The following is a 20,200-nucleotide window of genomic DNA, read 5'->3' as shown; positions in this document are numbered from 1 at the left end:
CAGCAAGCCGGCTCCTACAAGGGTTTGTCGCGTGCGTCAGGGAAAATGCCCGGCCGGTTATGTTTGGCCGAAGGCTTGTGTCATGATGATCTGACCGCAGGTTAGTCGTCCTCTTCCTATATGAATAGATCTTCCGCGTTGCTCCTCGCTTTTGTCTTCCTCAGCGGCTGCCAGGCCTTGGCACCCGTTTCGTCGGACGGTACGTCGCCGGTCGAAGACAGCACTCCGGCCCCTGAAAAGCCCAAGGTCTACAGCTCGTTCAGCGAAGAAACCATCTTCAGCCTGTTGAGCGCCGAACTGGCTGGCCAACGCAATCGTTTCGACATTGCGCTGGACAACTACGTGACCCAGGCCATCAACACCCAGGATCCGGGCATCTCAGAACGGGCGTTTCGCATCGCCGAGTATCTGGGCGCCGATCAGGCTGCCCTGGATACCGCGCTGATCTGGGCGAAAAACGCCCCGGACGACCTCGAGGCGCAACGGGCCGCTGCCGTGCAACTGGCGCGCGCCGGGCGTTATGACGACTCCATGGCCTATATGGAGAAAGTCCTGCAAGGCAAGGGCGACACGCATTTCGATTTTCTGGCCCTGTCTGCGGCCGATACCGATCAGGAAACCCGCAACGGCCTGATGAAAAGTTTTGACCGTTTGTTGCAGCGTCACCCCAACAACAGCCAGCTGATTTTCGGCAAGGCCTTGTTGATGCAACAGGACGGCGACAGCAAAGGCGCACTGACGCTGCTGGAAGACAACCCTCCGGACGACGGCGAAATAGCTCCGATTCTGCTGCGCGCACGCCTGCTGCAAACGCTCAATCGTGGTGATGAAGCGTTGCCGCTGCTGCAAAAAAGCATCAAGAAATATCCGGACGACAAACGCCTGCGCCTGACGTATGCCCGCATGCTGGTCGAACAGGACCGGATGGACGACGCCAAAGTCGAGTTTTCGAGCCTGGTTCAGCAGTACCCCGAAGACGACGAATTGCGTTACTCCCTGGCGCTGGTGTGTCTGGAAGCCAAGGCCTGGGACGAGGCCAAGGGCTACCTGGAAGACCTGATCGCCCGTGAAAGCCATGTCGACTCGGCACACCTGAACCTCGGCCGTATCGCTGAAGAGCGCAACGATCCCCAGGGCGCCCTGATCGAATACGCCAAGGTCGGCCCGGGCAACGACTACCTGCCGGCACAGTTGCGCCAGGCCGATATCCTGATGAACAACGGCAAGACCGCCGAAGCGCAAAGCCGCCTGGCGGCAGAGCGTGACGAACAACCTGATTACGCGATTCAGCTGTATCTGATCGAAGCCGAAACCCTGTCCGCCAATAAACAGGGGGACAAGGCCTGGAATGTTCTGCATAAAGCCTTGCAGCAATACCCGGACGATCTGAATCTGCTGTACACCCGCGCCATGCAGGCGGAAAAACGCAATGACCTGGCGCAGATGGAAAAAGACCTGCGGCTGATCATCAAGCGCGACCCGGACAACGCCATGGCGCTGAACGCCCTCGGCTACACCTTGTCCGACCGCACGACGCGTTATGCCGAAGCCAAGGCCCTGATCGAACAGGCGCACCAGATCAATCCGGAAGACCCGGCGGTACTCGACAGCCTCGGCTGGGTGAATTTCCGCATGGGTAATCTCGACGAAGCGGAAAAACTGCTGCGCAAGGCGCTCGATCGCTTTCCCGACCAGGAAGTGGCCGCTCACCTCGGCGAAGTACTGTGGGCCAATGGCAAACAACGCGAAGCCAAACAAATCTGGGGCAAGTTCCTCAAGGAACAACCCGACAGCCCAATCCTGCGCGGCACCATCAAGCGCCTGACCGGATCAGAGACTCTTTAAGCTTATGTTTTTGCGCCACTTCATCGTTTTCAGTTTCATCGCCCTGCTCGCCGGTTGTGCGGGCTTCGGTGCCCGCGAATCGGTACAGGGTCAGGGCGACGCCGGCCTGTGGCGCGTTCACAAAGAACAACTGACCGGCCTCGACGGCTGGCAGATCAACGGCAAGATCGGCATTCGCGCGCCAAAAGACTCGGGCAGCGGCACGCTGTTCTGGTTGCAGCGCCAGTCCTATTACGACATTCGCCTTTCGGGCCCCCTGGGTCGCGGCGCCGCACGCCTGACCGGACACCCCGGAAAGGTTTCGCTGGAAGTCGCCAATCAGGGGCGCTATGAAGCGCCGACGCCGGAAGTGCTGCTCGAAGAACAGCTCGGCTGGAAGTTGCCGGTATCCCATCTGGCATGGTGGGTCCGCGGACTCCCGGCACCGGACAGCAAGAGCCGCCTGACCCTGGATACCGATAGCCGACTGGCCAATCTGGAGCAGGATGGCTGGCAAGTCGAATACCTGAGTTACGCCGAGCAAAACGGTTTTTGGCTGCCTGAGCGGATCAAACTGCATGGCACCGACCTTGATGTCACGCTGGTGATCAAGGAATGGCAACCGCGCAAATTGGGGCAATGAACATGACGACCCCACGCTTGACGCTGCCCTCCCCGGCCAAACTCAATCTGATGCTGCACATCCTCGGTCGCCGTGAAGACGGTTACCACGAGTTACAGACGATTTTTCAGTTTCTCGACTACGGCGATGAAATCACTTTCGCCGTGCGCGACGACGGCGTGATTCAACTGCACACCGAATTCGACGGCGTACCGCACGACAGCAATCTGATTGTTCGAGCCGCGAAAAAACTTCAGGAGCAATCCGGTTGTTCGCTCGGCATCGACATCTGGATCGAAAAAATCCTGCCCATGGGCGGCGGCATCGGTGGCGGCAGTTCAAATGCCGCGACGACTTTGCTCGGGCTCAATCACCTCTGGCAACTGGGTTGGGATGAGGATCGACTGGCCGCACTGGGCCTGACGCTGGGCGCCGACGTCCCGGTTTTCGTGCGTGGCCACGCGGCTTTCGCCGAGGGTGTGGGGGAGAAACTCACCCCTGTAGACCCCGAAGAACCGTGGTATCTCGTGCTTGTGCCGCAAGTATCTGTAAGTACAGCAGAAATTTTTTCAGATCCGTTGTTGACACGTAACTCTTCTCCCATTAAAGTGCGCCCCGTTCCCAAGGGAAACAGTCGAAATGACTGCTTACCGGTGGTAGCAAGGCGTTATCCAGATGTACGTAACGCATTGAATTTGTTAGGTAATTTTACCGAAGCAAAACTCACCGGAACTGGAAGTTGTGTGTTTGGGGGCTTCCCAAGCAAAGCTGAAGCTGATAAAGTCTCGGCCCTTCTTACAGAGACCCTTACAGGGTTTGTAGCAAAGGGAAGCAACGTTTCGATGTTGCATCGCAAGCTGCAAAGTCTGCTCTAAAGGAACCGATTACTGGGTAATCGTTGCAACAGATACAGGGGCGTCGCCAAGCGGTAAGGCAGCAGGTTTTGATCCTGCCATGCGTTGGTTCGAATCCAGCCGCCCCTGCCATTTTCTATACTCATCCAGGTTACCCTCAGCCTCTAGGTACTGCGCGTGTCCAAGATGATGGTCTTTACGGGGAATGCTAACCCCGATCTGGCTCGGCGTGTCGTACGTCAGCTGCATATCCCTCTCGGTGACATCTCTGTCGGTAAGTTTTCCGACGGCGAGATTACAGCCGAGATCAATGAAAACGTCCGCGGTAAAGATGTCTTCATTATTCAGCCGACTTGCGCTCCGACCAACGATAACCTGATGGAACTGGTAGTGATGGCTGATGCCTTCCGCCGCTCCTCGGCTACTCGTATTACTGCTGTTATTCCTTACTTTGGTTATGCCCGTCAGGATCGCCGTCCGCGTTCCGCACGTGTGGCTATCAGCGCGAAAGTCGTTGCTGACATGCTTACCGTAGTCGGCATCGACCGTGTTCTCACGGTTGATCTGCATGCTGACCAAATCCAGGGTTTCTTCGATATTCCGGTAGATAACATCTACGGCTCCCCCGTTCTGGTGGATGACATTGAAGATCAGCGCTTCGAAAACCTGATGATCGTGTCCCCGGACATTGGCGGCGTCGTGCGTGCACGTGCCGTTGCCAAATCCCTGGGCGTGGATCTCGGGATCATCGACAAACGCCGTGAGAAAGCCAATCACTCTGAAGTGATGCATATCATCGGTGATGTCGAAGGGCGCACCTGTATTCTGGTCGATGACATGGTCGATACCGCCGGCACTCTGTGCCACGCGGCAAAGGCTTTGAAAGAGCATGGCGCTGCCAAGGTTTTCGCCTACTGCACACACCCTGTGCTGTCCGGTCGGGCGATCGAAAACATTGAAAATTCCATGCTGGACGAACTGGTGGTGACTAACACCATCCCGTTGTCCGCTGCTGCTCAAGCCTGCTCGCGTATCCGTCAACTGGATATCGCGCCGGTTGTTGCCGAAGCGGTTCGCCGCATCAGCAATGAAGAATCGATCAGCGCGATGTTCCGTTAAGGGCCCTGCCCTTCTCGAACAGCTCGTTGACGAAAAGCGCCCCGCCCCGGCATTCCTGTCGGGGCGGGGCTTTTTTGCCCATATCGCCTTTAGCGCTGGTCGCAAACGCTGGGGCGAATGTGGTTATTTTGGAGATACAACATGAACGATTTTACTCTGAATGCTGAAGTGCGTTCCGACCTGGGGAAAGGTGCGAGCCGCCGCCTGCGTCGTCTCGCAAGCCTGGTACCAGCTGTAGTTTACGGTGGCGAAAAAGCCCCTGAATCCATCAGCATGCTGGCTAAAGAAGTTGCCAAACTGCTCGAAAACGAAGCGGCTTACAGCCACATCATCGAGCTGAACGTTGGTGGAACCAAGCAAAACGTAATCATCAAAGCTCTGCAGCGTCACCCGGCCAAAGGCCACGTGATGCACGCTGACTTCGTACGCGTAGTTGCCGGCCAAAAGCTGACCGCTATCGTTCCAGTGCACTTCATCAACGAAGAAGCACCAGCGAAGAAAGGCGGCGAGATTTCGCACGTTGTTGCTGAAATCGAAGTGACCTGCCTGCCAAAAGACCTGCCTGAATTCATCGAAGTCGACCTGGCTAACGCCGAAATCGGTTCGATCATTCACCTGTCCGACCTCAAAGCCCCTAAAGGCGTTGAGTTTGTTGCTCTGGCACACGGCGATGACAAGGCTGTTGCCAACGTCCACGCTCCACGTGTTGCTCCAGAAGCTGCTGAAGGCGCTGCAGAGTAATTCACTCTGTGATGCCGGAGTGACCCGGTAACATCGCGGACTGGAACGTAGCGAGAAAGCGGGCGAGAACGCGGAGTTTACATAATGGTAAATGAGCACTTGTCGTCCACTTTCGCCGCACACCCGGATTGCGGCGATGTTATCCACCACTCCAAAGAAGGGCCCCTATCGTGACTGCCATCAAACTGATCGTTGGCCTGGGAAATCCAGGCGCTGAATACGAACAGACCCGGCATAACGCAGGGGCCTTTTTTGTTGAGCGCATCGCGAACGCACAAGGCGTCAACCTTGTGGCGGACCGCAAATATTTCGGCCTGACCGGGCGCTATTCGCATCAGGGTCAGGATGTTCGTCTGCTGATTCCCACCACGTACATGAACCGCAGCGGCCAGGCCGTGGCGGCACTCGCCGGTTTCTTCCGCATCAAGCCTGAAGAAATCCTCGTGGCGCATGACGAACTCGACCTGCCTCCGGGCGTTGCCAAACTCAAACAGGGCGGCGGCCATGGCGGTCACAACGGGTTGCGCGACATCATCGCGCAACTGGGCAATCAGAATACCTTCTACCGCTTGCGGCTTGGCATTGGCCATCCGGGCGTAGCCAGTATGGTTTCAAATTTCGTCCTGGGTCGTGCGCCACGCGCCGAACAGGAAAAACTCGATGCCAGCATCGACTTTGCCCTCGGCGTGCTGCCGGATATCCTCGCCGGGGAATGGAACCGCGCGATGAAAAACCTGCACAGCCAGAAGGCCTGACTCTACTCCTCGGGGAAAACACCATGGGATTCAATTGCGGCATCGTCGGCCTGCCTAACGTCGGTAAGTCCACCCTGTTCAACGCCCTGACCAAATCCGGGATCGCGGCCGAGAACTTCCCCTTCTGCACCATCGAGCCGAACAGCGGTATCGTGCCGATGCCGGATCCGCGTCTGGACGCCTTGGCGGCCATCGTCAAACCAAAGCGCATCCTGCCGACCACCATGGAATTCGTCGACATCGCGGGCCTCGTTGCCGGCGCCTCGAAAGGTGAAGGCCTGGGCAACAAGTTCCTGGCCAACATCCGTGAAACCGATGCCATCGCCCACGTGGTCCGCTGCTTCGAAGACGAGAACGTGATTCACGTCTCCAACAGCGTCGACCCGAAACGCGACATCGAAATTATCGACCTGGAACTGATCTTCGCCGACCTCGACAGCTGCGAGAAGCAACTGCAGAAAGTCGCACGCAACGCCAAGGGCGGTGACAAGGACGCAGTGGTCCAGAAGGGCCTGCTGGAGCAACTGATCGCTCACTTCACCGAAGGCAAGCCAGCGCGCAGCCTGATGAAGAACATGGGCACCGATGAGAAAGCGGTGATCAAGGGCTTCCACCTGCTGACCACCAAACCGGTCATGTACATCGCTAACGTCGCTGAAGACGGTTTCGAAAACAACCCGCACCTGGACGTGGTCCGCGCCATCGCCGAAGAAGAAGGCGCCGTGGTTGTTCCGGTGTGCAACAAGATCGAAGCGGAAATCGCCGAGCTGGATGACGGCGAAGAAAAAGACATGTTCCTCGAAGCCCTGGGCCTCGAAGAGCCTGGCCTGAACCGCGTGATCCGCGCCGGCTACGAAATGCTGCACCTGCAGACCTACTTCACCGCCGGTGTCGAAGAAGTCCGCGCCTGGACCGTCCGCGTTGGTGCCACCGCACCGCAAGCCGCTGGCGTGATCCACACCGACTTCGAAAAAGGCTTCATCCGCGCCGAAGTCATCGCCTACGACGACTTCATCCAGTACAAGGGCGAAGCCGGCACCAAAGAAGCCGGTAAATGGCGCCTGGAAGGCAAGGACTACATCGTTAAAGACGGCGACGTGATGCACTTCCGTTTTAACGTGTAAGACAGCAGCCCAAGAAAAAGCCGCGTTTGATACGCGGCTTTTTTGTGCCTGAAATCCGGGCAACACCCAATACTGTAGGAGCGAGGCTTGCCCGCGAAGAACGATAACGCGGTTTACCTGAATCACCGCGTCATCGTTCTTCGCGGGCAAGCCTCGCTCCTACAGGTCAGTGGTGTTCAGGCCTTTTTGGTTCTTGGCAGGAAGATCGCCAACACGCCCAACAGCGGCAGGAACGAGCACAGGAAGTACACGTATTCGATGCCGTGCACGTCCGCCAGATGCCCCAGCAACGCCGCGCCAATCCCGCCGAAACCGAACATCAGCCCGAAGAACACCCCGGCAATCATCCCGACATTACCCGGCACCAATTCCTGTGCATAAACCACAATGGCCGAGAATGCCGAGGCCAGGATGAAGCCAATCACCACGCTCAGAATGCTGGTCCAGAACAAATCAACATGCGGCAGGATCAGGGTGAACGGCGCAACCCCAAGGATCGAAAACCAGATCACCGCCTTACGCCCGATCTTGTCGCCAATCGGCCCGCCGAAGAAAGTCCCCGCCGCCACCGCCCCCAGAAACAGGAACAAATGCAGTTGCGAACTGGCCACCGATAGGTCGAATTTCTCGATCAGGTAAAAGGTGAAGTAACTGGTCAGACTGGCCATGTAGAAATACTTGGAGAACACCAGCAGCCCAAGCACCACCAACGCACTGGTGACCCTACCCTTCGACAAGCCATGAGTGGCCGCCTGACCTTGCTTGAGCTTGAACAGGTTCAAGTGATTGGCGTACCAACGGCTGATCCGGTAGAGCACGAACAGCGCAAACACCGCGAACAAGCCGAACCACGCCACATGGCCCTGACCGAACGGAATGATGATCGCCGCCGCCAGCAATGGACCAAAGGCCGAACCCGCGTTACCGCCCACCTGGAACGTCGATTGCGCCAGACCGAAGCGCCCGCCCGAAGCCAGTCGCGCCACACGGGAGGCTTCCGGGTGAAAGGTCGAGGAACCAATGCCGATCAGCCCTGCCGCCAGCAGGATCATCGGAAAGCTGCCGACCACCGACATCATCAAAATACCAATCAACGTACACACCGTACCGGCCGGAAGCAGCCAGGGTTTGGGATGACGATCGGTGTGGTAACCGACCCACGGTTGCAACAGCGAGGCCGTCAGTTGAAAGGTCAGGGTGATCAGGCCGACCTGGGTGAAGGTCAGGCCGTAGTTGGCCTTGAGCATCGGGTAGATCGACGGCAGCACCGACTGAATCAGGTCGTTGATCAAATGCGCCAGCGCCACGGCGCCGATGATGCGCATGACCAGAGGGCTGCTTTGTGACGTCGCGGATGCCGGCGTCGCGCCGGTCTGGGCATTGCTGATAGCCATGGGAGTTTCCGTACAACAGATGGGTGCACACGGGCAGGTGCGTCAATGTGCCATTTTTCAGTGCAGCAGCGCCATCCCCTTAGCCAGCTAACGAACTATTTTCCCCTTCCTGTAGGAGCGAGCTTGTCTCCGGGCGGCGTTCCGACGATGGTCGTTAACGATGACGCGTACTTCTGAATTAACGCGGTGCCTATCACCCATCGCGAGCAAGCTCGCTCCTACAGGCAAGTCCCGGTAATAGCGCAACGCCATGGTCTGAATCTTGCCTTGTTATCCGCTTCAACGCGACGCCCTTACAAAGGGCGCCGAGAATGGGAAGTTTCGCTACAGAGTCGGCCTACAGAGCTGGCGAGGGTGAACTTTCGAGGCCTTTAAAAAGGGCACGAGTCGCGGTCGCAACGACCTCGACGCACGCCATTGGTGCGTGGTGTCCAGAGGAGTCATGGGGCATGCAGGCTTTTTTATCTCCGGGGATCGGGTTGCTGGGGCGTTTCGGCTTCGCCCGTAAATTTCAGTTGTTGTTTCTGCTGTTTATCCTGCCACTGGCGGGTAGCCTGCTGATGATCGGCCAGGACTATCGCGCCAAACTGAACCTGATTTCCGGCGAACGTGCCGGGGTTAGGCAGCTGCTCGCGCTGGATGCGCTGGATAACCTGCTCGCCGCCCAGCGTGATCGCGCCGCGCGCTGGCGTGCCACCGAGACCAATCGCCAACCGACACCGGCCACCCTCGCCGCGATGGCGGCGTTCGATGCCGTTCAGCCGGCGGTCGCGCAAGCCACCACGGACCTTGGCAACGCGTTGCAAACCGAAGGCGCCGAGGGCGAAACCCTCACTCGCTACCAAGCGCTGCAAACCGCGCTCAACGGCCTCGACTCGAAAAGCCTGAGCAGCGTCGGCTGGTGGCCGGACGGTTACGACCGTTTCACTAACGCCTTGAGTGCCCTGCAGGCCCTGCGCGAGCAGATCGCCATGGACAATCGCCTGACCCTCGCGCCGTGGCTGGAAACCTACCTGCTGACGCAGATCTCAACGCAACACGCACCGGACCTGATCGAGCGCGTCGGCCGTCTGGCCAGCGTCGGCCAGGCGTCGGTGGTGTCGGGGCAATTCACCCTGCAAAGCCGCCTGCAATTGCGCGACCTGCGCAGCCGCATCGGCGACGCCCGTGAGCAGCTTGTCAAAACCGCTGGTCTGCTGGAAGCGCGCCTGCCCAGTGCCTTGCAGGCGTGGGCCGGGCAGTACCATGACAACCTCAAACACCTCGACGCCGAGCTGAAAGTCCTCGATGACGGCGTGTTTGGCGGCAGCATCAAACTCAAACCCGAGGAGTTCGAACGCAGCCTGGACAGCCTGCTCACCGACCTCGCCTCGCTGCGTCAGCAGTCGTTGGTCTCGCTGGATCAGCGTCTGGATTACTACCATGGCTCGGCGATCCGCCAGTTCATTCTGGTGGCCGTGATCTTTGGTTGCCTACTGCTGGCCGCGTTGTACCTGTTTATCTGCTTGCAGGCTTCGATCCGCCGCAGCGCCAGCGGCATCACGCTGCTGGCCGAAGCCTTGCGCGACGGCAATCTGAGCCTGCAAGTACCGGTTGAAGGCCGCGACGAACTGGCGGCGATCAGCACCGCGCTCAACGTTGCGGTGGTGCAACTGCGCAACAGTCTGTTGGGGGTCGATCATGAAACCTTGCAGCTGAGTAACGCGGTGCGCACGCTCAACCATCACTCCAGTGGCGCGTTGGGCGAGGTTGAAGCGCAGCAGTTGCAGATCAGTCAGATCGCGGCAGCGGCAACGCAATTGGCCGCCACTTCCCAAGGGGTTGCCCAGAGTTGCGAACAGGCCTCCGGCAGCGCTCAGCATACCCAGCGCATCGCCGCCGACAGCAGCCGTGACAGCCAGCGTACAACGGCGAGCATCCAGCAGCTCAATCAGCGTTTGAACGACACGGCGGCCGCACTCGGACGGGTCAGCGAACAAGGGCAGCAGATTCAGTTGGTGGTCGACACCATTCGCGGTGTCGCCGAGCAGACCAACCTGTTGGCGCTCAACGCCGCTATCGAGGCCGCACGTGCCGGTGAACAGGGCCGTGGCTTTGCGGTGGTGGCCGATGAAGTGCGCAGCCTCTCGCAGCGCACCCAATCGTCCACTGCGCAGATCGCCGGCACCGTCGACAGCCTGCGCAACACGGTGAACGAAGCCGTGAGCCTGATGGAAGCCGCCTGTGGCCAGGCGCAATCCGATGCGCAAGCAGTCACTGGCCTCGGCGAACGACTGGGGGAAATCGCCAGCGCCGTGCAGAGTGTCACCGACACGTTGGCGCAAATTGCCACGGCGGTCGACGAGCAAGCGACCACTGCCGACGAAGTCAGCGGCAACATCCAGCAGGTCGATCAGGCGGCTGTCCGTTTGCTCGAAGGCGCGCGGGCGGTGAACCTGGCGGCGGACACCTTGAGCCAAGGCAGCAAGGCCCTGAGTGCCAATACCGGGAGATTCCAGCTCGGTTGACGCCCTCCCCCGGTCCGGTTTTTCGGCTCTGGAGGATAAGCGGTTGAAAGTGTAGAGAAATATTTTAGATTTACGCTTGACGCATCTGCATTACCGGTGAATAATGCGCGCCACTTGGCTACATAGCTCAGTTGGTTAGAGCATAGCATTCATAATGCTGGGGTCCGGGGTTCAAGTCCCTGTGTAGCCACCAAGTACTAAAAACGGCTTACCGAAAGGTAGGCCGTTTTTTTATGCCCGGAGAAAAGTGCACGGATTCTTTGCCCGACACAAAACCTGTAGGAGCCCGGCTTGCCGGCGATGAGGGCCTCGAGCCTTGTATCGATTGCGAGCACGCCATCGCCGGCAAGCCGGCTCCTACATGGACATGTGTCGTGCGCAAACTCTTCGATCAACGCAAAACCTGTAGGAGCCGGCTTGCTGGCGATGGCGACCTGACAGGCACCACAAAACCTGAACCAGACCACAACGCCTGTCAGGAACGCATCGCCGCCAGCGCCGACAACCCCCGCTCCCATATCTGCCACGTACGCAACCAGACCATCGCCTGCCAGTCGCTGTCGGCAGGATAGAACTGCTCCAGCAGATTCAGTTTGATCTCGCGCCCTACCGCATCACTCGGATTGCCGTGCAGATGCAGCCAATGATCGTCACGCAGATGACGATGAACCTCTGCCCCCGGATACGTCCCGCACTCAATCACGAAGGGCATCAGGCGCACCTGCGGCAACGCATCGATCAGCGCCTGGGATGTGTAGCCGGTTGCCGTCGCGGCCACGCCGGTTTCGCTCAGCGTATCGGCACCGGTCAGCAGCGTGTAGAGCCATGGCCCGTAAATGGCCTGCGCCTCGGGCAGCGCCGGGTAGGCCGACTCGGTGATGGTCAGCAACATCGGATGGCCGTACTCCCCGGCGCCGGTGTGCAGGTCAAAGCACATCGCGACCTCGGCGTGGGCGACATGCTTTTGCAGGATCTGGTGCAACGTACGGTTCGACCAGGCCGGTGCCCGCCCGCCATAGAACAGACCATCGGGATGACTGTGCTGGCCGCCCTCGACAATCGACATCACCGCCGGCCAGCCATGATCGTGGATCTGCTGGTTAAGCAGCGCATCGGCGTGATCACGCTCGGGGCCTGTCAATTCAGTGCAGGCATAGATTTCATGCAGCGCGGCGTAGGCCCGGTTGTCCGGCAGTGGATGTTCAAAGTTCAGGTGATTGCGGTTCAGGTCGATGTTGTCTTCGTTGACCCGACGCAACCACGCCGCGCCCCAGGGATTGATCAGATGAACGAACACCACGGCGACATCGGCCGGCAGTGAACGCTTGCCCAATTCCTGCATCCATTTGATCTGACAGCCCGAACCATAGAAACCTTCGACCCCGTGAGTGCCGCTCAACGCGATCAGCAAGCGTTTGGCGCCCGGATCACCGAGCACCGCCACATCGGTGCTCAACGGCTCACCGAACGGCCCTTTGAGCGGGTGCGGGTACTCAGTCAGCGTCGCGCCGGCCGTGGTCGCTGCGGCCAGAAACTGTTCACGCTGGGTGCGATAGCCGGGCTGGGTGGGAAAGTCGGTCTGCATGTCTGCCTCTTGTTTGTTTTCTGGCCTGCCTGTTGCCCTCGACCCTACAGAAAATCCGTCAATGGATGAAGGACAAAACGTCCTGTGGTTTGCGTCGCTTCCTGTCGGCCGATAAAGTCCCCTGAACTTTTCCCACGGACGGAGTGCCCCGCGTGTTCTCAACCCTTCATTTGAGCCGCTATCGCCTGTCAGCCCTTTCGCTGATTGCCAGTGCATTAATCCTCGCGGCGTGCAGTGCCCCGCCCTCCTCGACCTTACCGGTCGCACCGGAAACCGCCTCGGGCTATCGCACAGACCTGCAAACCCGCCACGCCTCGAAACACATGGCAGCAGCAGCCAACCCACTCGCCGCCGAAGCCGGGCGGGCGATGCTGCGCCAAGGCGGTTCGGCGATTGATGCCGCCATCGCCATGCAAGCAGTGCTGACGCTGGTCGAGCCGCAATCGTCGGGTATCGGTGGTGGCGCGTTGATCGTGTTGTGGGATGGCAAAGCCGTGCGCACGTACGACGGTCGCGAAACCGCACCGGCCGGCGCCACCGAGAAGTTGTTCCTGCAGGCAGACGGCAAACCGATGCCGTTCACTCAGGCGCAGATTGGCGGTCGCTCGGTCGGCACGCCGGGCGTGTTGCGGGCGCTGGAACTGGCCCATCAAAAACACGGTCGCCTGCCCTGGGCGCAGCTGTTCGAGCCGGCGATCAAACTCGCGGAACAAGGCTTCGCCATCTCGCCGCGCCTGCATCAGTTGATTGCTTCGGATTCGTCCATGCAGCGCTCGCCGGACATGATGGCGTACTTCCTGAACGCGGATGGCAGCCCGAAAGCCGTCGGCACCTCACTGAAAAATCCGGCACTGGCCGCCGTGTTCAAACGCATCGCCAAGGAAGGTCCCGATGCGCTGTACAAAGGCCCCATCGCGCAGGAAATCGTCGCCAAGGTTCAGGGCCACGCCAACCCCGGCACGCTGTCGCTGAACGACCTCAACGGTTACACCGCCAAGGAACGCGCGCCGCTGTGCACCGATTACAAACGCTGGCAAGTCTGCGGCATGCCGCCACCGTCGTCGGGCGGAATCGCCGTGGCGCAGATTCTCGGCAGCTTGCAGGCACTGGAAGCCCGCGACCCGCGTTATGCCCTGGCGCCACTGAAGCCTGTCAAAAGCCCCCAACCCGCCGGCATCGAACCGGCCCCTGAAGCCGTGCACCTGATCTCCGAAGCCGAGCGCCTCGCCTACGCCGACCGTGCACAGTACGTCGCCGACAGCGACTTCGTGCCCGTCCCGGTCAAAGGCCTGGTGGACCCGACTTATCTGGCCAGCCGCGCCGCTCTGATCGGTGATCGCAGCATGGGCACGGCCAAACCCGGCACGCCGCCAGGCATTCAGGTCGCCTACGCGCCGGACCGCTCGCCACTGCGCATTTCCACCTCTCAGGTGGTGGCGGTCGATGACCTGGGCGGTGCAGTGTCGATGACCACCACGGTCGAATCCGCGTTCGGCTCGCACCTGATGGTCCAGGGCTTTCTGCTCAACAACCAGATGACCGACTTCTCGTTCATCCCCGAAGAAAACGGGCAAAAGGTCGCCAACCGCGTCGAACCCGGTAAACGCCCGCGCTCGTCCATGGCGCCGACCCTGATCTTCGACCGCCAGAGCGGCGAATTCCTCGCCACCATCGGCTCTCCCGGCGGCTCGCAAATCATCGAGTACGTGGCCAAATCCACCCTCGGCCTGCTCGACTGGAACCTCGACCCGCAAACCGCCATCAACCTGCCCAACTTCGGCAGCCGCAACGGCCCGACCGAACTGGAACGCGGGCAGTTCAGCGCTGAGCTGATTCAGGCGCTGAAGGACAAGGGGCACAACGTGAGCGAGATAGACATGACCAGCGGGACGCAGGCGATTGTCCGGGTCAGGGATGCGCAGGGGAAAGCGTCTCTGGCGGGTGGAGCAGATCCAAGGCGTGAGGGGGAAGCGTTGGGGGATTGAGTCCTACATGGCAGGGAAAAGGCTTACCGGGAGGTAAGCCTTTTTTATGGAGAACCCATCCTGATCGTCCAGCTTGCGCAGCCTTTTCCTACCCGCAGATGAATGCTTCCAAGATAGAGTTTGAAGACCTATTTCCCGAAGCCGACCAGGCCCGCCCCATCAAAACAGCGTCAGCGAGACTTGATTAAAGAAATCGAACTCGCGTCCCGACAATCTCTTTAGATTTGCATCAGTCCCATCATGGGACTAGGATCGTGCCATGAGAATCATCGCTATCAGCCAGTTAAAAAGGTTTTGGGAGAAATATCCGGACTCGGAACAACCATTCCTGGCCTGGATTGACGAGGCAAAAATCGCTGAGTGGAAAACGCCAGCGGACATAAAGGCTCATTTTACGACCGCCAGTATTCTCAAAAGCCGCAGAGTTGTGTTCAACATCAAAGGCAATGACTTTCGACTGGTAGTTGCCGTGGCCTATCGCTTCGGCGCCGTGTACATAAAATTTGTCGGCACCCACAAACAGTACGACGCAGTCGACGCCAACACTGTCGAGATGGAGTAACCCATGAATATTCGTCCGATTCACACCGACGAGGACTACCGTGCAGCCCTTAAGAGCGTGTCAGCAATGTTCGACAATGAACCAGAGCCTGGCACCCCTGAGGGTGACTACTTCGACATCATGATCACGCTTATTGAAGCGTATGAATCGAAGCAGTTTCCTGTCGATTTGCCCAATCCGATCGATGCAATCAAATTTCGCATGGAGCAATCTGGTCTGTCCGCCGCAGACCTTGCGCCCGCCATAGGCCGGACAAACCGAGTCTACGAAGTGCTCAACGGCAAGCGTGCATTAACGCTTCCTATGATCTGGAAACTTCATGATCTATTCGGCATACCTGCCGAGAGCTTGATCAAGCCTGTGAAGCAGGCTTGACCTTTATCCTGCCTGCAGTTGAAACCTCAAATTACGCCGGCACACCCAAAATAATATGCGACGCCTTGATCACCGCCGTCGCACTCACACCCGGCGCCAGGCCCAGTTCTGCAACAGCCTGGCGTGTCACGATCGAGTAAACCTCGTCACCGCCATCGAGCCGGATCACCACTTCGGCGTTCACCGCGCCATCGATGACGCTGGTGACTTTGCCTTCGAGGCAGTTGCGCGCCGACAGGCGAATGTCACTGGATTCGGTCATCAACATGACCCACGGCGCTTTGACCAATGCGATGGCTTCCTTGCCGACCGCCAGGCCGAGGCTTTTCACGCTTTCCATGGTGACCACCGCCACCAACTGATTGCCGCCCGCCAGTTTCAGCGATACCTCGGCGTTGACCGCGCCTGGTTGCAATTGACTGATGGTGCCTTTGAAAACGTTACGCGCGCTGACCTTCATGGTGTTGTCTCCTCAAATAGTTAGTTTTACTTAGCGAGAGATTTTCAAAGACTGCCGTGCCTTGTGCTTCTCCAACGCCAGCTCGATCAGACGACTGACCAGCTCGCTGTACGTCATGCCCGTGGCCTGCCACAACTTGGGGTACATGCTGATGCGGGTGAAACCGGGCAGCGAGTTGATCTCGTTGATCAGCACTTCATCGCTGTCCGTCAGGAACACATCGACCCGCGCCAGCCCGGAGCAGCCGAGCACCTGAAACGCCTCGACGGCCAGGGCACGAATGCGTTCGCTGGCTTCGGTGCTGATGTCAGCCGGAACCACCACTTGCGCGGCCTGTGCGTCGATGTACTTGCTGTCGTAGGAATAAAACCCGCTGCGCACGACGATTTCGCCACAGCCACTGGCGATAGCGTCTTCGTTGCCGAGCACCGCGCATTCGATCTCCCGACCGCTGACGGCTGATTCGACCAGCACTTTCTCATCGAACCCCAAGGCCAATTCGATCGCTGCCGTGTACTCGGCCTCATCGTTGACCTTGCTCACTCCCACCGAAGAGCCCTGATTCGCCGGTTTGACGAACAGCGGCAGCCCGAGTTTGCCCCGGACCTCGGCAAACCCGGTGCGCTTGGCGGTTGCGCGGGTCAGGGTCACGAACGGCGTCACCGCCAACCCGGCATCGCGCAGCAGGCGTTTGCTGATGTCCTTGTCCATACACACCGCCGAGCCCAGCACATCGGAGCCGACAAACGGCAGATCGGCCATGCGCAGCAACCCTTGCAGGCAACCGTCTTCACCCAGCGTGCCGTGGACGATCGGGAAGATCACATCAACGTGGCCCAGCAGTTCCTGACTGGAAGTCTCCACCAATTGCTGACGGGTTTTGCCCGGCACCACGGCGAGTTCGCGGTTGGATTGGTTGAGGGCGATCAGCGCCGGGTTTTCCTGGTTGAGCAGGAAATTCGACGGGTCGTTCAAGTGCCAATGACCCTGTTTATCGATACCGATCAACACCGGATCGAAGCGCAAACGATCCAGTGCATCGACGATGTTTTTCGCCGATTGCAGCGACACTTCGTGCTCCGCCGAACGGCCGCCAAAAATAATGCCTACCCGCAGTTTGCTCATTCAGAACTCCTCAGCGACTGGCCACCAGATGCGCACCGAACAACAGGTAGCAACTGCCGGCAAAGCGATCCAGCCATTGGCGCGAACGGTCGTATACCCGCGCCATCCGACGGCTGGAGAAAACCAGCGCCACGCTGCAATACCAACTGAACGACAACGTCGCCATGGTCGATACGGCCAGCGCCAGCAATGTCGGGGGCACCGTCGCGGGCATGGCGGTTGCGAAGATCGTCGCCACGAACAGTGCGGATTTTGGGTTGGTCATGTTGCCCAGAAAACCCTGGCCATACACCGACCACAATGTGCGCCCCGCGCCGTCAAGCAAGCGGCTGTCGCCCGCAGCAACCGGCGGTTTGCGCTTGAACTGCTTCAAGCCGAGATAGATCAGGTAACAACCACCGGCAATCTTGAAACTCAGGTAAAGCGTCGGCGCCGCGCTGAACAGCGACTTGATGCCCAACCCGCCCGCCAGCCCCCAGAGCACCGTGCCGGTGGCGACGCCCAGCGCAGCCACCACGCCGTGACGTTTGGATTGACTGGCTGCCAATTGCGCGATGTTGAAGAAGTTCGGCCCCGGAGTCACCACCGCAACCGTCCACAACAGCGCCAGCGACAACAACGGAGCGGCGTAACTCACGTGGGATATTTCCATAATGTAGGTCGCCTTCTTGGCTGCAGAGGATGCGCAACACATTGCAACATTTGCACTCGGTTTTCTACTCGCGCGAGACCTTCCATCCGCCAGAAGACAGACGACCGGTCACTGAGCTAACGTGTTCGGCATCAAGCTCAAGATAACGATCACCATGGCTCGACACCCGCCTCGCAATGACTGGTTCCACCGCGCGCCCGACGTTTCCGGCCTGCAGCGTTTCGAAGCGTTTTTTGCCGGTCACGGCTACGACTTGCACCGCCACGACACCTACGCCATCGGTCACACTCTGGCCGGCGTGCAGAGTTATCAGTACCGCGGCGCCTGGCGCCACAGCCTGCCCGGCGGGACGATGGTGCTGCACCCGGACGAAGTCCACGATGGCGAGGCCGGGACCGAGAGCGGGTTCCACTACCGGATGATGTACATCGAACCGGCGCTGATCCAGCAGATGCTCGGCGGTCAGCCGTTGCCGTTCATCAAGAACGGGTTGTCGACCGATCCACGCCTGTTCGCCGCCACCCAAGTGCTGCTGCGCAGTCTCGATTGCCCGCTCGAACCGCTGGAAGAACAGGACGCGCTGTTCGATCTGGCGCAAGCCTTGAACACTGTGGGCGGAGTGACGACCACGCGCCCAAGCTTCGACTATGTGGCAGCGGAACGCGCGCGGGAGTACATGCACAGCGCCCTGGATCGCACCGTGACCCTGGAAGAACTGGCGCACCACAGTGGGCGGGATCGCTGGAGCCTGTCACGGGACTTTCGCCTGTTGTTCGGCACCAGCCCTTATCGATACCTGACCATACGTCGCCTGGACCTGGTCCGTTCGCTGCTGATTCAGGGCCAGTCGCTGGTCAGTGCCGCGCTGATCGCCGGCTTCACCGATCAGAGCCACATGACCCGCCAGTTCAGCAAGACCTACGGCTTGTCACCGGCGCGCTGGATGAAAATGCACCGGCGCTGAGCCACGCACAATCGTACAAGAAGCGCGCCGTTGCGCTGGTTACCGTGGTTCTACGATCAACCACGAGAGCTGCTTCATGAAAGCTTACGAAAGCCTGAACTTCGCCGAAAAAATCTCACGAATCGACTCGCACTGGACACCGCGCGTCATTGCCGAAATGAACGACTACCAGTTCAAGGTGGTGAAGCTGCTGGGGGATTTCATCTGGCACGATCACCTCGATACCGACGAAGCCTTCATCGTGCTCGAAGGCCAGTTGCGCATCGATTTTCGTGATGGTCACGTGCTGGTGAACGCCGGCGAAATGTACGTGGTGTCCAAGGGTGTCGAGCACAAGCCGTTCGCCGAGCAAGAGGTGAAACTCCTGCTGATCGAACCCCGGGGCGTGTTGAACACCGGCAATAAGGGTGGCGAGCGCACGGCGGAGAATGACCTCTGGGTCTGAAGTCCTACGGCTGCAAGGCTTTGCCGTCCACCGGATCACCGATGGTCAGAAAATGCCCGCCCGCCACGTGGTGCAAGGTGCGTAACGCATCGTGCCCCTCGAAGTGCCAGCGACCATCGCTGAACACGCGCTCGTCCGCCTGGGCCGCAATCACTTCGGCCAGGAACAGATCGTATTGTTGGTGGTTGTTCGGTTCCGGCAGCAACCGGCATTCCAGCCAGGCCACGCAACCTTCGAGCATCGGCGCGTCGATCAACTCGCCGCTGAAGGTCTGCAAGCCATAGGTCTGGAACTTGTCCCGGCCCTGGCCTTGAGTCAGCTCCAGGCCCGAGGTCGAGCCGACGGTTTGCGCGATATCGGCCTGGGCAGCGCAGGGTACGTTCAATACGAATGTGCCCGACGCTTCCAGCAGGTGCCGGGTCCAGGTGGACTTGTCCAGCACCACGGCAATTTTCGGCGGTTCGAAATCCAGCGGCATGGCCCAGGCCGCCGCCATGATGTTGCGCTGCCCGTCATGGGCCGCGCTGACCAGCACGGTCGGCCCATGGTTGAGCAGGCGATAAGCCTTGGACAAGGGAACCGGACGGCGATGGGAAGCGCTCATGGGATCTGCTCCTGGGAAAAGAGCCGATTGTAGCGATATCCGCCCGGTTCGCAGGCATCAAGTCGTTAGCTGGTTGGCAAACTGCCCGACCGCGTTCACCACTTTCTGCGCACCATCCTGAATCTCGACAATCACCGTACCCGCCTCTGCCGCCAGCGCCAGCCCCTGCTCTGCCTGAGTTTTGCCGTCGGTCATCAGCGACACCGCATTACGCGCCATGTCCTGGTTCTGACGCACCACCACGACAATTTCATCGGTGGCCTGACTGGTGCGCGAAGCCAATTGTCGGACCTCGTCCGCGACCACGGCAAAACCACGACCCTGCTCACCGGCACGGGCCGCTTCGATCGCCGCGTTGAGTGCCAGCAGGTTGGTCTGTTCGGCGATGCCGCTGATGGTTTTGACGATGGTGCCGATCACCAGCGACTGCTCGTTCAAGGCCTCGATGCCCTCGCCGGCCGTTTGCATGTGCTTGGCCAGGTCGCGCATCACGTTCACCGCTT

At 59.5% G+C, this 20,200-nt stretch carries 19 protein-coding genes, 2 tRNA genes and 1 pseudogene; 15 read left to right on the top strand and 7 right to left on the bottom strand.

The window, feature by feature from the left end:
• Positions 1–120 precede the first annotated feature (120 nt).
• The 8 genes from PMI32_RS23560 (at position 121) to ychF (ending at position 7,039) form a co-directional block, all read left to right on the top strand.
• Positions 121–1,845, top strand: a complete 1,725-nt coding sequence (locus PMI32_RS23560) for a tetratricopeptide repeat protein (RefSeq protein WP_008025853.1) — start codon at positions 121–123, stop codon at positions 1,843–1,845.
• Between the two features lie 4 nt (positions 1,846–1,849).
• The gene (gene lolB / locus PMI32_RS23565) at positions 1,850–2,467 is read left to right on the top strand and encodes a lipoprotein insertase outer membrane protein LolB (RefSeq protein WP_008025852.1); all 618 of its coding nucleotides are present in this window, start codon (positions 1,850–1,852) and stop codon (positions 2,465–2,467) included.
• 2 nt (positions 2,468–2,469) lie between these two features.
• The gene (ispE, locus tag PMI32_RS23570) at positions 2,470–3,321 is read left to right on the top strand and encodes a 4-(cytidine 5'-diphospho)-2-C-methyl-D-erythritol kinase (protein WP_032828609.1); all 852 of its coding nucleotides are present in this window, start codon (positions 2,470–2,472) and stop codon (positions 3,319–3,321) included.
• A 36-nt stretch (positions 3,322–3,357) separates the two neighbouring features.
• Positions 3,358–3,432, top strand: a tRNA-Gln gene (locus PMI32_RS23575).
• Positions 3,433–3,477: 45 nt separating this feature from the next.
• Positions 3,478–4,419 carry a ribose-phosphate pyrophosphokinase gene (locus tag PMI32_RS23580; protein ID WP_003208392.1) on the top strand — a complete coding sequence of 314 codons (942 nt, stop codon included), beginning with the start codon at positions 3,478–3,480 and terminating at the stop codon, positions 4,417–4,419.
• A 141-nt stretch (positions 4,420–4,560) separates the two neighbouring features.
• Positions 4,561–5,160 (top strand): 50S ribosomal protein L25/general stress protein Ctc, encoded by a 600-nt coding sequence (locus PMI32_RS23585; protein ID WP_008025849.1) that lies wholly within the window; start codon positions 4,561–4,563, stop codon positions 5,158–5,160.
• 170 nt (positions 5,161–5,330) lie between these two features.
• Entirely contained in the window at positions 5,331–5,915 is a 585-nt protein-coding gene (gene pth, locus PMI32_RS23590) for an aminoacyl-tRNA hydrolase (RefSeq protein WP_008025848.1), read from the top strand.
• Positions 5,916–5,938: 23 nt separating this feature from the next.
• Positions 5,939–7,039, top strand: a complete 1,101-nt coding sequence (gene ychF, locus PMI32_RS23595; RefSeq protein ID WP_008025847.1) for a redox-regulated ATPase YchF — start codon at positions 5,939–5,941, stop codon at positions 7,037–7,039.
• A gap of 176 nt (positions 7,040–7,215) precedes the next feature.
• Here the strand turns inward: ychF and PMI32_RS23600 are convergent, their stop codons facing one another.
• Entirely contained in the window at positions 7,216–8,433 is a 1,218-nt protein-coding gene (locus PMI32_RS23600; protein ID WP_008025846.1) for an MFS transporter, read from the bottom strand.
• A gap of 449 nt (positions 8,434–8,882) precedes the next feature.
• Here PMI32_RS23600 and PMI32_RS23605 point away from each other — a divergent pair, with 449 nt between their 5' ends.
• Together PMI32_RS23605 and PMI32_RS23610 are read left to right on the top strand one after the other, a co-directional pair.
• Complete coding sequence (locus PMI32_RS23605; protein ID WP_008025845.1) at positions 8,883–10,940, top strand: methyl-accepting chemotaxis protein; 2,058 nt, start codon at positions 8,883–8,885, stop codon at positions 10,938–10,940.
• Positions 10,941–11,056: 116 nt separating this feature from the next.
• Positions 11,057–11,133, top strand: a tRNA-Met gene (locus tag PMI32_RS23610).
• 282 nt (positions 11,134–11,415) lie between these two features.
• Here the strand turns inward: PMI32_RS23610 and PMI32_RS23615 are convergent.
• On the bottom strand, positions 11,416–12,525 hold the full coding sequence (locus tag PMI32_RS23615) for a DUF2817 domain-containing protein (protein WP_008025843.1): 1,110 nt from the start codon (positions 12,523–12,525) through the stop codon (positions 11,416–11,418).
• Between the two features lie 152 nt (positions 12,526–12,677).
• On the opposite strand from PMI32_RS23615, the gene ggt reads away from it, so the two are divergent.
• The 3 genes from ggt (at position 12,678) to PMI32_RS23630 (ending at position 15,447) form a co-directional block, all read left to right on the top strand.
• On the top strand, positions 12,678–14,510 hold the full coding sequence (gene ggt, locus PMI32_RS23620) for a gamma-glutamyltransferase (RefSeq protein WP_008025842.1): 1,833 nt from the start codon (positions 12,678–12,680) through the stop codon (positions 14,508–14,510).
• A 259-nt stretch (positions 14,511–14,769) separates the two neighbouring features.
• Entirely contained in the window at positions 14,770–15,072 is a 303-nt protein-coding gene (locus tag PMI32_RS23625) for a type II toxin-antitoxin system HigB family toxin (RefSeq protein ID WP_008025841.1), read from the top strand.
• 3 nt (positions 15,073–15,075) lie between these two features.
• The gene (locus tag PMI32_RS23630; protein ID WP_008025840.1) at positions 15,076–15,447 is read left to right on the top strand and encodes a helix-turn-helix domain-containing protein; all 372 of its coding nucleotides are present in this window, start codon (positions 15,076–15,078) and stop codon (positions 15,445–15,447) included.
• Between the two features lie 31 nt (positions 15,448–15,478).
• Here PMI32_RS23630 and PMI32_RS23635 read toward each other — a convergent pair whose 3' ends face one another.
• From PMI32_RS23635 to PMI32_RS23645, 3 genes are read right to left on the bottom strand one after another with little or no spacing between them, the layout of a single operon-like run.
• Complete coding sequence (locus tag PMI32_RS23635; RefSeq protein ID WP_008025839.1) at positions 15,479–15,907, bottom strand: TOBE domain-containing protein; 429 nt, start codon at positions 15,905–15,907, stop codon at positions 15,479–15,481.
• Positions 15,908–15,937: 30 nt separating this feature from the next.
• The gene (gene ddlA, locus PMI32_RS23640; RefSeq protein ID WP_008025838.1) at positions 15,938–17,032 is read right to left on the bottom strand and encodes a D-alanine--D-alanine ligase; all 1,095 of its coding nucleotides are present in this window, start codon (positions 17,030–17,032) and stop codon (positions 15,938–15,940) included.
• Positions 17,033–17,042: 10 nt separating this feature from the next.
• Positions 17,043–17,684, bottom strand: a complete 642-nt coding sequence (locus PMI32_RS23645) for a LysE family translocator (protein WP_008025837.1) — start codon at positions 17,682–17,684, stop codon at positions 17,043–17,045.
• Positions 17,685–17,838: 154 nt separating this feature from the next.
• Between PMI32_RS23645 and PMI32_RS23650 the strand changes: the two genes are divergently transcribed.
• Entirely contained in the window at positions 17,839–18,648 is an 810-nt protein-coding gene (locus PMI32_RS23650) for an AraC family transcriptional regulator (protein WP_032828608.1), read from the top strand.
• 76 nt (positions 18,649–18,724) lie between these two features.
• Positions 18,725–19,093 (top strand): cupin domain-containing protein, encoded by a 369-nt coding sequence (locus tag PMI32_RS23655; protein ID WP_008025835.1) that lies wholly within the window; start codon positions 18,725–18,727, stop codon positions 19,091–19,093.
• 4 nt (positions 19,094–19,097) lie between these two features.
• Here the strand turns inward: PMI32_RS23655 and PMI32_RS23660 are convergent, their stop codons facing one another.
• Together PMI32_RS23660 and PMI32_RS31045 are read right to left on the bottom strand one after the other, a co-directional pair.
• A complete protein-coding gene (locus PMI32_RS23660) occupies positions 19,098–19,697 on the bottom strand; it encodes a flavin reductase family protein (protein WP_008025833.1) in 600 nt (199 codons plus the stop codon).
• 57 nt (positions 19,698–19,754) lie between these two features.
• Positions 19,755–20,189: pseudogene (locus tag PMI32_RS31045) on the bottom strand (methyl-accepting chemotaxis protein); the annotation flags it as partial.
• Between the last annotated feature and the right edge of the window lie 11 nt (positions 20,190–20,200).

The organism is Pseudomonas sp. GM60 (genome assembly GCF_000282415.1).
GTDB classification, from domain to species: Bacteria; Pseudomonadota; Gammaproteobacteria; order Pseudomonadales; family Pseudomonadaceae; genus Aquipseudomonas; species Aquipseudomonas migulae.
This window is presented reverse-complemented; position numbering and strand designations above follow the sequence as displayed.